This window comes from Allobosea sp. NPDC055594 (genome assembly GCF_053618995.1).
The window spans coordinates 81991-93699 of sequence record NZ_JBSHIO010000007.1 but is presented as its reverse complement, the minus strand read 5'-3'; the positions used below and the strand labels follow the sequence as shown (position 1 = coordinate 93699).

Genomic DNA, 11709 nt, shown 5'->3' with positions numbered 1-11709 from the left:
CGAGGGCGAGCATGACGGCGACGGCCAACCCGGGCCTCACTCCCCGAAGGGCTCGACCACCATCTCCATGCGCTCGCCGGCGAAGGCGCTGTTGACGATGTGGATCGGCGTCAGGTCCGGCAGCGCGTCGAGCCCATGGGTCTGCAGCACCGCCGAGCCCGGCGCGATCGAGAGCAGCGCCGCCTCGCGCTCGGTGGCGAGCCGCGCCGCCAGCCTTGTCGAACTCCGGACATAATCGGGAATGCCGCAGGCCTTGAAGGCGGCGGTGATCGAGCCCCCGGCTTCGCGCAGGATCGCGTCGAAGCCCGGAAAACGTTCGGCGCAGAGATAGTGGATGCCGGTGCCGACCGGCGTCCCACCCGCCCGGCTCAGGGTCTCGATCGCCCAGAGCAGCGTACCCTCGGCTAGCCCCAGCATCGCGCAATGCTGCGCTTCGCCGGCGACGATCTCGGCCGCCAGCACCGAACTCGACACGGCGATACCGGCGGCGCCGAAATTGGTGCGCATGCTGACCCGGCGGCCGAGCCGGTAGGGAAAGCGTGGTGCCGTCACCTGAGTGCCGCGGCCGCGTGACACCGTGACGAGCCCGCACTCGGCGAGATGGCGAAAGGCCTGCCGCACGGTGTGGCGGTGCACGCCATATTGCTCGGCGAGCGCCACCGAGGCCGGCAGCGTATCGCCCGCCCGGTACTCGCCCTGCTCGATCGACGCCGCCAGCGCATCGGCGATCCGCCGCCAGGCCGTGCCGGCTTCGCCGGTCGCAGTCTCGGAAACCGCATCCGTCATGAAAATTTCATCTGAAATGTATAGACCTTTTCTGAGCTCAGCTCCATGATAGTCTAGACATTAGAGATTGGCGAGAGGCCTCACCGGATGACTCAAACCGCAACACGGCAGCACTGGATGGCCGTGCTGGCCCGCGCCTCGCGCCGCGAGATCGAGGCCTTGCTGGCGCAGGCCGGGCCGCAGCCCGAACACGACGTCCTCAAAGCGCCCGAAACCGGCACAGTCATGGTCGAAGGTCGCGCCGGTGGTGCCGGGCGGCGCTTCAATCTCGGTGAGGCGACGGTGACGCGCTGCGTCGTCCGCCTGGGCGGCGGCAGGATGGGCTTTTCCTATGCCCTCGGCCGCGATGTCGGCAAGGCGCGGCTGGCGGCGATCGCCGACGCGCTGCTCCAGGACGAGGCCGAGGCCGGCCCGCTGCGGCAGGGCGTCGGCGCATTGGCCGAGAAGCAGCAGGCGGCACGCGAACTCGCCTCGCGCAAGGCGGCCGCCACCAAGGTCGATTTCTTCACGCTGGTCCGGGGCGGCTGATGGCTACGAACGAAACCCTGCTCGGCGCCGGCTTCTCGGACCCGGTCTTCCAATCGCAGACAGCTTTCCGAGCCCTGCTGGCGGCGCTTTCCGAGCCCGGGCAGACCCGTGAGCTCGCCATCGCCGTCGAGCCTCCAGCCGGGCTGGAGCCTGCCAGCGCCCTCGCGCTGCTGACGCTCGCCGATTACGAGACGCCGATCTGGCTGCCCGCCGCCCTGCGCGACGGGCCGGCGGGCGCCTGGCTGCGCTTCCATTGCGGCGCCGCTCTCGTCAAGGATCCGGCAAGCGCCGCCTTCGCCGTCATCGACGGCGCGATGCCCGAGCCCAAGCTTGCCGCCTTCAACCCCGGCGACGACCAGTTTCCCGACCGCTCGACCACGGTGATCGTGCAATGCGCCGCGCTCACCGGTGGAGAGGCGGTGACGCTCGAAGGCCCGGGCATCGCCGGGACCTGCGAGATCGCGCCCTCCGGCCTGCGCCCCGGCTTCTGGGCCGAACTCGCCGCCAATGCCGCGCTCTACCCCTGCGGTGTCGACCTCATCCTGAGCCATGGCGCGCGCCTCATCGGCCTGCCGCGCTCGACGCAAATCCTGGAGACCCGCTGATGCCCCGCCGGGAGCTTTACTGATGTATGTCGCGGTCAAGGGCGGCGAAGCCGCCATCCTCGCCACCCATGATCTCGTCGCCGAAGCGCGCCGCGGCGACGAGAGCGTGCCGGAAATCGCAGTCGCCCAGATCCGCGAGCAGATGGGTCTCGCCTGCGGGCGCGTGATGAACGAAGGCTCGCTCTACGATCCCGATCTCGCGGCGCTGGCCCTGAAGCAGGCGCAGGGCGACGCGATCGAGGCCGCCTTCCTGATGCGCGCCTACCGCACCACCCTGCCGCGCTTCGGCTCCTCCGAGCCGCTCGACACCGGCAAGATGGCGATCCGCCGCCGCGTCTCGGCGACCTACAAGGATCTGCCCGGCGGCCAGGTGCTCGGCCCGACCTATGACTACACCCACCGGCTCTTCGATTTCGCCCTGATGGACGAGGCGGCTCCGGGCGACGTGCAGGCCCGTCCGGCTGCGCAGCCGCTCGACGCCTCGATGCCACGCGTACCCGACATTCTCGGCGCCGAGGGGCTGATGGAGGAGGAAGCGCCGCCGGAAGGCGATCCGCGGCCCTTCGATCTCACCCGCGAGCCGGTCTCCTTCCCGGCCGGGCGCGACGTCCGGCTCCAGGCGATGGCACGCGCCGACGAGGGCTTCCTGCTCGGCCTCGGCTATTCCGTGCAGCGTGGCTTCGGCAACAGCCACCCCTTCGTCGGCGAGGTCAGGGTCGGGGAGGTCTGCGTCGAATTCGTGCCGGAGGAACTCGGCTTCGCCGTCGATCTCGGCGAGATCACCTTGACCGAATGCCAGATGGTCAACCAGTTCGCCGGCTCCAAGGATGTGCCGCCGCAGTTCACCCGCGGCTACGGGCTCGCCTTCGGCCATAGCGAGCGCAAGGCGATGTCGATGTCGCTGGTCGACCGAGCGCTGAAGGCGGGCGAATTCGGCGAGGCGGCGACCTATCCGGCGCAACAGGACGAGTTCGTGCTCTACCACTCCGACAATGTCGAGGCGGCCGGCTTCGTCGAGCATCTCAAGCTGCCGCACTATGTCGATTTCCAGGGCGAGCTCGAACTAATCCGCCGCATCCGCAGGGAGCGGCAGGAGCGCCAGGACAAGCACGCCGATCAGGCGAATGAAGCGCTGCCGGAGGCCGCGGAATGAACGCGCATCAGAGCGTCGGCGAAGACAACAAGCCGGCTTACAATTACGCCTATCTCGACGAGCAGACCAAGCGGATGATCCGCCGGGCCCTGCTCAAGGCGGTCGCGATCCCCGGCTATCAGGTGCCGTTCGGCTCGCGCGAAATGCCGCTCGCCCGCGGCTGGGGCACCGGCGGCATCCAGGTCACCGCCGCGATCATCGGCCCCGACGACCGGCTCAAGGTGATCGACCAGGGCGCCGACGACACCACCAACGCCGTCTCGATCCGCCGCTTCTTCGAGCGGACCGCCGATGCCCGCACCACCGAGGCGACCGACGAGGCGACGATCATCCAGACCCGCCACCGCATCCCCGAGGCGCCGCTGAAGAGCGGCCAGATCATGGTCTACCAGGTGCCGCAGCCCGAGCCGCTGCGGAAGCTCGAGCCGCACGAGGCCGAGACGCGCAAGATGCACGCCTGGGCCGAATACGGGCTGATGCAGGTCAAGCTCTACGAGAACATCGCCCGCTTCGGCGAGGTGACGACGACCTATGACTACCCGGTCATGGTCAATGGCCGCTATGTCATGGCGCCCTCGCCGATCCCGAAATTCGACAATCCGAAGATGCAGATGTCGCCGGCGCTGCAGCTCTTCGGTGCCGGGCGCGAGAAGCGCATCTATGCGGTACCGCCGCATACCAGCGTGCGCAGCCTCGATTTCGAGGACCACCCCTTCCGCATCCAGAGCTGGGAGCAGCCTTGCGGGCTCTGCGGCGCCGCCGATTCCTATCTCGACGAGGTGGTGATCGACGACCAGGGCGGGCGCATGTTCGTCTGCTCCGACAGCCATCATTGCGAGACGCGTCGGGCGGAAGGCCATCGCGGCGCCATGCTCGCCGACGCCTCGGCGCTGCATCTGGTCGAGGACGAGGCCAAGTCATGAACATTCAGATCAATCCGCAGCAACTCGCACTCGATCCCGCCCCGCTGCTCTCGGTCGCCGGCGTCTCCCGCTTCTATGGCGAGCGCATCGGCTGCGCCGATGTCTCCTTCGATCTCTGGCCGGGCGAGGTGCTCGGCATCGTTGGCGAATCCGGTTCCGGCAAATCGACCCTGCTGCGCTGCCTCGCCGGCATCGACAAGCCCGACGCGGGCGAGGTGCTGTTCCGCGGCGGTACCGAACCGCTCGACATCTATTCGGTCGCCGAGCAGGAGCGGCGCCGGCTGATGCGGACCGCCTGGGGCATCGTCCACCAGAATCCGCGCGACGGCTTGCGCATAGACGTCTCGGCCGGCGGCAATGTCGGCGAGCGCCTGATGGACAATGGCGCGCGCCATTACGGCAAGATCCGCGAGACCGCGCTCGACTGGCTGCAGCGTGTCGAGATCGCCGCCGGCCGCATCGACGACCGGCCGCGCCAGTTCTCGGGCGGCATGCAGCAGCGCCTGCAGATCGCCCGCGTGCTGGTCTCCGAGCCGAAGCTCGTCTTCATGGACGAGCCGACCGGCGGCCTCGACGTCTCGGTCCAGGCGCGTCTGCTCGACCTCCTGCGCGTGCTGGTGCGCGATCTCGGCCTCGCCGCGATCATCGTCACCCATGATCTCGCCGTGGCGCGCCTGCTCACCGACCGATTGATGGTGATGAAGGATGGCCGCGTCGTCGAGCAGGGCCTGACCGACCAGGTCCTCGACGATCCCCACCACGCCTACACGCAGCTCCTGACATCCGCGGTGCTGACGGTATGAGCCTCTCGTCGCACTCGCTCCCGTCATGGTCGGGCTTGTCCCGACCATCCACGTCTTCGTTCTTCAAGAGCGGTGTTCAAGACGTGGATGCTCGCCACAAGGGCGAGCATGACGGTGGGAGCTTCGTCACATCCGCGTCACCGCGCCGGCACAAGGCACTGATCCCATGACCACGATGATCCAGGTCGAAAACGTCGCCAAGGAATTCACCCTGCACAATCAGGGCGGGGTCCGCCTGCCGGTCTTCGACAACGTCAATTTTTCGGTCGCGGCCGGCGAGGCGCTGGTCCTGGCCGGTGCCTCCGGCGCCGGCAAATCCAGCCTGCTGCGCATCCTCTACGGCAATTACCGGCCGATCTCCGGCAGGATCGCCGTCACCCATGCCGGCAGGCCGATCGACATCGTCACCGCCGTGCCGCGCACCGTGCTCGACATCCGCCGCCGCACGCTCGGCTTCGTTTCGCAATTCCTGCGGGTGATCCCGCGCGTCTCGGCGCTCGACATCGTCCGCGATCCGCTGCTCGCCCGCGGCGCCAGCGCCGAGGAGGCGAGCGAGCGCGCCAAAGCCATGCTGGCGCGCCTCAACCTGCCGCAGCGCCTCTGGGATCTCGCGCCCGCGACCTTCTCCGGCGGCGAGCAGCAGCGCGTCAACATCGCCCGTTCCTTCGTCGATCCCTCGCCGATCATGCTGATCGACGAGCCGACCGCCTCGCTCGACGCCGGCAACCGCAATGTCGTGGTAGAGCTGATCGCAGAGGCCCGTGCGCAGGGTTCGGCGATCGTCGGTATCTTCCATGACGAGGCCGTGCGAGAGGCTGTGGCGACCCGCTATCTCGACATCACCGATTTCAGGAAGGCCGCCTGATGACCACCATCCTCACCAATGCCAGGCTGATCCTCGAGAACGAGATCGTCGACGGCAGCATCGCCTTCGACGAGACCGGCATCCTCTCCGTCGATCAGGGCCGCTCCTCGCTGCCGGCCGCGATCGACGTGCAGGGCGACTATGTCGCGCCCGGCCTGGTCGAGATGCACACCGACAACATGGAAAAGCACTTCATGCCGCGCCCCAAGGTCTTCTGGCCGAACGGGCTCGCTGCGGCGCTGGTCCATGACGCGCAGATGGCGGCGTCCGGCGTCACCACGGTTTACGACGCGATCTGCGCCGGTACGCCCTTCTCGGCCAAGGATTATCGCAAGGACATCTTCGCCGATGTCATGGACGCGCTCCGGCTCGGCACCGCCGAAGGCGTCTTCCGCATCGATCACCGCATCCATATGCGTTGCGAGCTGACCAGCCCCGACCTCTTGCGCGATATCGAGCCCTATCAGGACGACGGCCTCGTCCAGCTGGTTTCGCTGATGGACCACACGCCCGGCCAGCGGCAATGGCGCAATATCGAGCATCTGCGCACCTATTCGCTCGGTACCGGCAAGACCGAGGCCGAATTCGAGGAGGATGTCGTCGTCCGCCAGCGCGAAGGCGCCGAGAATGTCAGCCGCAACTGGAGCGCCGTGGTCGAGATGTTCCGCTCCCGCGGCATCCCGATCGCGACCCATGACGATACCACGGTCGAGCATGTCGAGGCCGGCATCGCCTCGGGCGCAGTGATCTCGGAGTTCCCGACCACGGTCGAGGCGGCGCAGGCCGCCAAGCAGCGTGGCCTCGCCACCATCGCCGGGGCACCCAACGTCGTCCGCGGCGGCTCGCATTCCGGCGGCGTCTCGGTATCGGAGCTGGCGGAGAAGGGCCTGCTCGACGGGCTCTCCTCCGACTATGTCCCCGCCAGCCTGCTCCAGGCCGTGCTGAAGCTGCACGCCGCCCACGGCGTCGCCCTGCCCGAAGCGATGGGCATGGTCACCTGGAAGGTCGCCGACATTCTCGGCCTCCGCGATCGCGGCCATCTCAAGCCCGGTCTGCGCGCCGATCTGCTGCGCTTCCGGACGCTCAGCGCGACGCCGGTGCTCAACGCCGTCTGGTCGAAGGGCGAGCGCGCGTTTTGACCACGACCCCGCCGCGCTACGCCATCTATTTCGCGCCTGCCGCCGACAGCGCCCTCTGGCGCTTCGGCAGTGCGACCCTGGGCTATGACGCCACCACCGGCGGCGAGCTGCCGGGTGCGGTGCCACCGGGCTGCGAGGCGCTGGACTGGCCGGCGCTCACCGCCGAGCCGCGGCGCTATGGCTTCCATGCGACGCTGAAGGCGCCGTTCGAGCTCTCGGACGGCCGCAGTGAAGGGGCTCTGCGCGCCTTCGCCCGCAATTATGTCGCCGGCCGCGCGCCGGTCGGGCTCAAAGGGCTCGCCGTCGACGCGCTCGGCCACTTCGTCGCCCTGACCCCGGCCGAGCCGAGCCAGGCGCTGCAGACTCTCGCCTTCGATGTCGTCCAGGCCTTCGAGCCCTTCAGGGCGCCGCTCTCGCAGGCTGATCTGGCGCGGCGGCTGCAAAGCCCGCTGACCCCGGCGCACCGGGCCTATCTCGAGGCCTACGGCTACCCCTATGTCGGCGACGCCTTCCGCTTCCACATGACCCTGACCGGCGCCTTGCCGCAGGACCTCGTCTCTCCCGTCAAGACGGCGCTCGTCGCAGCGCATGCACAGGCGGTTCCGCCCGGCGAGGTGCTGCTCGACCGGATCGCGATCTTCAAGCAGGCCGATCGCACCAGCCGCTTCACCCTGCTCGACGCCCTGCCTTTCGGCTGAAGCACGAGCCGCGGCGTGTCAGACTGGCTCGGCCGAGGCGCGCAGCAAGCCCAGGAGATCGGCCGCGCCTTCGGCGATCGTCCGGTCGTTGACGATCCGCCGCAGCTCGGCGCGCTCGGTCGTCAGCGGCGCCTCGCGGGACAGCCGGGCCGCGATATCGGCCTCGCTCTCGCGCCCGCGCGCCGCGAGCCGCTTCGCCAGAATAGCCGCCGGCGCGGTGATCTCGACCACGACGACACGCTCCGCCAGGGCCTCCGCCGCACGGATCGCACCGCGCGAGATGTTTGCGATCACCACCTGCCCCATGGCGAGGCCGGCGAGCTCGCGCACCGGGATGCCGTAATCCAGGCCATGGGCGGCCCAGCTCAGGGCGAGCTCGCCGCGCGCCCGGGCGGTCACGAAACCGGCTTCGTCGCAGCTGTCATGGTCCTCCGCCCCGGCGAGCGCCGGGCGGGTGATCAGGCGGCGCGCGAAGCGGAAGCGCCGATCATCGGCGAGCGCGCGGCGGGCAGCGTCCATCAGCGCATCCTTGCCGGCCCCGGACGGGCCGACCACCAGCACCAGCACGCCGGCCAGGGCCGGCGCCGCGATCATCGTTTCAGCAGAGGAATGCGTCATGGTGGCCAAGAAGCTCGGACTTGAACCGGTGATCGACCCCACCGCCAGGGTGCGGCAGGCGGTGCTCGGCCGCTATACCGAGATCGGCGCCCGCACCGCCTTCGCCGAGTCCAGCCTCGGCGACTACTCCTATGTCGTGAACGACGCGGATGTCATTTACACGACAATCGGCAAGTTCTGCTCGATCGCCGCCCATACCCGCATCAACCCGGGCAACCACCCGATGCAGCGGGCGAGCCAGTCGCATTTCAGCTATCGCTCATCGGCCTATTTCGACGATGCGCAGGACGATGCCGACTTCTTCGCCTGGCGGCGCTCGACCCCGGTCACGATCGGCCACGATGTCTGGATCGGCCACGGCGCCATCGTCCTGCCGGGCCGCAGCATCGGCACGGGCGCGGTGGTCGCCGGTGGCGCGATCGTCACCAAGGACGTGCCGGACTACAGCATCGTCGCCGGCAACCCCGCCCGCATCATCCGCCGGCGCTTCCCGGAGGCGATCGCCGAGCGGCTCAAGGCGCTCGCCTGGTGGGATTGGGAACATGCGCGCTTACGCGCCGCGCTCGCCGACTTCCGGGCGCTCGGCGTCGAAGCCTTCCTGGAGAAATACGAGGGCTGACGGCAAGCGCGCGTCATGCTCGGGCCTGACCCGAGCATCTCCCGCAAGAGATTCTCGGGCCCACGCTTCGCTTCGCCCGAGAATTACGAAGCAGTTCAGGCCTTCGCCTTGGCCTTCTTCGCGCGCTCGACCGCCTCGAGGATCAGTTCCTTGGCCTTGGCGGCGTCGCCCCAGCCGGTGAACTTCACCCATTTGCCGGGCTCGAGATCCTTGTAGTGCTCGAAGAAGTGCTGGATCTGGTCGAGCGTGATCTTCGGCAGGTCCGTGTAGTTGTGGACGTTCTCGTAGCGCCTGGTCAGCTTCGGCACCGGCACGGCGATGATCTTCTCGTCGCCGCCGCCCTCGTCCTCCATCATCATCACGCCGATCGGGCGGACCGCGATGTAAGATCCCGGCACCAGCGGGCGGGTATTGGCGACCAGCACGTCGCAGGGATCGCCATCCTCGGAGAGCGTGTGCGGGATGAAGCCGTAATTCCCGGGATAGCGCATCGGCGTATAGAGGAAGCGGTCGACGAAGAGCGTGCCGGCCTCCTTGTCCATCTCGTATTTGATCGGTTCGCCGCCGATCGCGACCTCGATCACGACATTGACTTCGTCGGGGGGATTCTTGCCGATGGAGATGGCGTCGAGGCGCATGAACGAGACCTGTCTATGGACGATACTGGCGCGCCTTATGCCGGCTCGCGCCGCAAAGGCCAAGTCCGACCTTCTGCCCAATCGTCATCCCCGCCCTGCGGCAGGCACGGCTCGCCCGGATTTGCGCGCGAGCGCCGGCGCTGGTATCGGGCCAGCATGGAAGAGAGCATGACGAGATGCTGAACCGCTTGCGGCGGGACGAGGACCGCTATGCCAGGCGCATGGCACGAATCGCGCGCTGGGACCGCCCGCTCGGCGGCCGGGTCGACCGGCTGCGCGCCTGGGCCAACATGCTGCTGGTCGACCATGGCATCTTCCGGCTCGCCTATCTCAACGCCCACCGTGTCACGCCGCGGCTCTGGCGTGCGGCACAGCCGGCACCAGGCGATATCGCCTGGTTCGCCCGACAGGGGGTGCGCACCATCGTCAATCTGCGCGGCGGGCGCGAGCACGGCTCCTGGCAGCTCCAGCGCGAGGCCTGCGAGCGCCACGGCGTCGCCCTGATCGACTTCGTGCTGCGCTCGCGCGGCGCCCCTGATCGCCAGACCATCCTGTCGGCACCGCAATTCTTCGACGAGCTTGCCCTGCCCGCACTGGTGCACTGCAAGTCCGGCGCCGATCGGGCCGGCTTCTTCGCCGCGCTCTATCTGCTGGTCCATGAAAAGCGCCCGCTGAAGGAGGCCATGGCCGCGCTCTCCTTCCGCTACGGCCATTTCCGCTTCGCCAAGACCGGCATCCTCGACACCTTCTTCGAGGCCTATGAGCGCGAAGGCGAAGCCAAAGGCATCGCCTTCCTCGACTGGGTCGCCAATCACTACGATCCCGAACGCCTGGAGCGCGAGTTCAGGCCGGGCTTCCTGTCCTCGCTGCTCGCCGACCGGCTGATCCGGCGCGAATAGCCGGGCCGGCTGCTCAGATCCGGGAGCCTTGCGGCAGCGCCTTGGCAGCTCCACCGCCGCCGAAGCCCGTCCAGGTCAGACAGGCATGGGCGCACATCCGCAGCAGCGACATCGCGCCGATCGCGCACAGCATCGCCAGCGACAATTTGCCGAACCAAGCGATCAGCGCCAGCGTCGCGACCAGGGCGACAGCGTTGATCATCATCGGATGCTGCGGGTCGCGCGACAGCGTCCCGATCTCGTTCAGCGGCGCGACCAGCGCAATGCCGACATAGAACAGCGTCAGGATCGACAGCACCGTCCCGATGCCGTGCCATTGCGTCTCCTCAAGCCAGGGATCGAGGAGGAGCACGAAAGCGGCCGCGCTTGCGAACAGGGCGAAGGCGGCGACGATCAGCCCGCCGGTCAGGATCCGGGCCCAGCGCCGACGCGCCGGCCCCTGTCGGCTGCGCAGGCTGCTCATCACCAGCGGCAGGGTGACCGCGCCGAACATCTGCGTCGGGACATCGAGCAGGCGCATCGCCAGCGCGACATGCGCAGCGAAGACCGGATCGGAGGAGAAGGGCAGCGCAAGCAGCGGCGCGACAGAGAAGCCGAAGGAGAGCAGGGCCGAAGGCAGCAGCAGGCGCGGCGCCGCGCTCCATTGCCGGACCGAGCGCCGCAGCTCGTGCACCGACCACTCGGCCTGCAGCGCCAGCCGCTGGAAAGCGAAGCGACGGCGCCAGCCGAGATAGCCGGCCGAAACGGCATGACCGATCGCATCGGCGGCGAAGAGGGCCAGCGAGGACGCGCCGAAGGGCAGGATCAGAGCCAGCATCGCGCCGGGCTGGATCACGGCCTGAAGCAGACCGGCATTGCCGAGCGCCCGAAAATCACCTTCCGCCGTGGCTTCCGCTGTCGCCAGCCGGATCGCCGCCCGGCCCGCGAGCGAGAACACGAAGAGCGCTGCATGGCCGGCCAGGACGAGGCCCAGCGCCGAGGACGCGATCGCCGCGAGCCCGACCAGCGCGAGGAATCCGACGCCCGTCACGACCGAAAGCCGGAAGGCCCGTCCCAGCCGGTCGGGGTCGCTGTTCTGGAAGAACACCGTCTCGAAACGCAGCAGTGCCGCGATCGAGAGAAAATTGGCGAGGGCGGAGTAGATCGCGAATTCGGCGAAGACCTGGGGCGGGCAGAGCAGCGCTGCGATCAACAGCCCCCAGACGGAGAGGAAGCGCGCCTGGACATAGCGCAGCGCCAGCAGGATTCCGGCGGCGATGCCGCCGCCCGGACGCAGCGAGCGCAGCGCGCCCTGAGCCAGCTCGGGGCGCACTGCCGACAAGGGCGCCAGAGCTCGCTCCAAAGTCGCCTGCGCAGCCATTCCAAGCGCCTCTGTCGGGATTTCGGGGGTGGTCCCCGCCGCCTTCCCGGGTCTTTCGGCGGCCTTGCGAGAACG

General features: G+C 68.6%; 14 protein-coding genes. 10 read left to right on the top strand and 4 right to left on the bottom strand.

Translation table 11 applies throughout. The annotated features are described in order from the left end of the window. Window positions 1–36: 36 nt before the first annotated feature. Window positions 37–786 (bottom strand): phosphonate metabolism transcriptional regulator PhnF, encoded by a 750-nt coding sequence (gene phnF, locus ACWGRX_RS15700; protein WP_452118295.1) that lies wholly within the window; start codon window positions 784–786, stop codon window positions 37–39. Window positions 787–873: 87 nt separating this feature from the next. On the opposite strand from phnF, the gene phnG reads away from it, so the two are divergent. The 8 genes from phnG (at window position 874) to ACWGRX_RS15660 (ending at window position 7500) form a co-directional block, all read left to right on the top strand. Next, the gene (gene phnG, locus ACWGRX_RS15695; RefSeq protein WP_452118294.1) at window positions 874–1314 is read left to right on the top strand and encodes a phosphonate C-P lyase system protein PhnG; all 441 of its coding nucleotides are present in this window, start codon (window positions 874–876) and stop codon (window positions 1312–1314) included. Then, complete coding sequence (phnH, locus tag ACWGRX_RS15690) at window positions 1314–1919, top strand: phosphonate C-P lyase system protein PhnH (RefSeq protein ID WP_452118293.1); 606 nt, start codon at window positions 1314–1316, stop codon at window positions 1917–1919. The genes phnG and phnH overlap by 1 nt, the downstream gene beginning before the upstream one ends. Before the next feature lie 22 nt (window positions 1920–1941). After that, a complete protein-coding gene (locus ACWGRX_RS15685; RefSeq protein ID WP_452118292.1) occupies window positions 1942–3072 on the top strand; it encodes a carbon-phosphorus lyase complex subunit in 1131 nt (376 codons plus the stop codon). Then, the gene (locus tag ACWGRX_RS15680) at window positions 3069–3995 is read left to right on the top strand and encodes an alpha-D-ribose 1-methylphosphonate 5-phosphate C-P-lyase PhnJ (protein WP_291635638.1); all 927 of its coding nucleotides are present in this window, start codon (window positions 3069–3071) and stop codon (window positions 3993–3995) included. The genes ACWGRX_RS15685 and ACWGRX_RS15680 overlap by 4 nt, the downstream gene beginning before the upstream one ends. Beyond that, window positions 3992–4798 carry a phosphonate C-P lyase system protein PhnK gene (gene phnK, locus ACWGRX_RS15675; RefSeq protein WP_452118291.1) on the top strand — a complete coding sequence of 269 codons (807 nt, stop codon included), beginning with the start codon at window positions 3992–3994 and terminating at the stop codon, window positions 4796–4798. The genes ACWGRX_RS15680 and phnK overlap by 4 nt, the downstream gene beginning before the upstream one ends. 166 nt (window positions 4799–4964) lie before the next feature. After that, the gene (gene phnL / locus ACWGRX_RS15670) at window positions 4965–5663 is read left to right on the top strand and encodes a phosphonate C-P lyase system protein PhnL (RefSeq protein ID WP_452118290.1); all 699 of its coding nucleotides are present in this window, start codon (window positions 4965–4967) and stop codon (window positions 5661–5663) included. Continuing rightward, window positions 5663–6802: an alpha-D-ribose 1-methylphosphonate 5-triphosphate diphosphatase gene (locus ACWGRX_RS15665; protein ID WP_452118289.1), complete on the top strand. Its 1140-nt coding sequence runs from the start codon at window positions 5663–5665 to the stop codon at window positions 6800–6802. The genes phnL and ACWGRX_RS15665 overlap by 1 nt, the downstream gene beginning before the upstream one ends. Further along, window positions 6799–7500, top strand: a complete 702-nt coding sequence (locus tag ACWGRX_RS15660) for a DUF1045 domain-containing protein (protein ID WP_452118288.1) — start codon at window positions 6799–6801, stop codon at window positions 7498–7500. The genes ACWGRX_RS15665 and ACWGRX_RS15660 overlap by 4 nt, the downstream gene beginning before the upstream one ends. Before the next feature lie 18 nt (window positions 7501–7518). On the opposite strand, the gene phnN is transcribed toward ACWGRX_RS15660, so the two are convergent. Next, window positions 7519–8118, bottom strand: coding sequence for a phosphonate metabolism protein/1,5-bisphosphokinase (PRPP-forming) PhnN (phnN, locus tag ACWGRX_RS15655; protein WP_291635629.1), 600 nt, complete (start codon window positions 8116–8118; stop codon window positions 7519–7521). Between phnN and ACWGRX_RS15650 the strand changes: the two genes are divergently transcribed. Next, window positions 8117–8737, top strand: a complete 621-nt coding sequence (locus ACWGRX_RS15650) for an LbetaH domain-containing protein (protein ID WP_291635627.1) — start codon at window positions 8117–8119, stop codon at window positions 8735–8737. The genes phnN and ACWGRX_RS15650 overlap by 2 nt on opposite strands. 95 nt (window positions 8738–8832) lie before the next feature. Here the strand turns inward: ACWGRX_RS15650 and ppa are convergent, their stop codons facing one another. Continuing rightward, on the bottom strand, window positions 8833–9375 hold the full coding sequence (gene ppa, locus ACWGRX_RS15645; RefSeq protein ID WP_291645915.1) for an inorganic diphosphatase: 543 nt from the start codon (window positions 9373–9375) through the stop codon (window positions 8833–8835). A 176-nt stretch (window positions 9376–9551) separates the two neighbouring features. On the opposite strand from ppa, the gene ACWGRX_RS15640 reads away from it, so the two are divergent. Further along, the gene (locus ACWGRX_RS15640) at window positions 9552–10274 is read left to right on the top strand and encodes a fused DSP-PTPase phosphatase/NAD kinase-like protein (RefSeq protein WP_291635624.1); all 723 of its coding nucleotides are present in this window, start codon (window positions 9552–9554) and stop codon (window positions 10272–10274) included. 13 nt (window positions 10275–10287) lie between these two features. Here ACWGRX_RS15640 and ACWGRX_RS15635 read toward each other — a convergent pair whose 3' ends face one another. Next, window positions 10288–11634, bottom strand: coding sequence for a hypothetical protein (locus tag ACWGRX_RS15635; RefSeq protein WP_452118287.1), 1347 nt, complete (start codon window positions 11632–11634; stop codon window positions 10288–10290). Window positions 11635–11709: the final 75 nt, after the last annotated feature.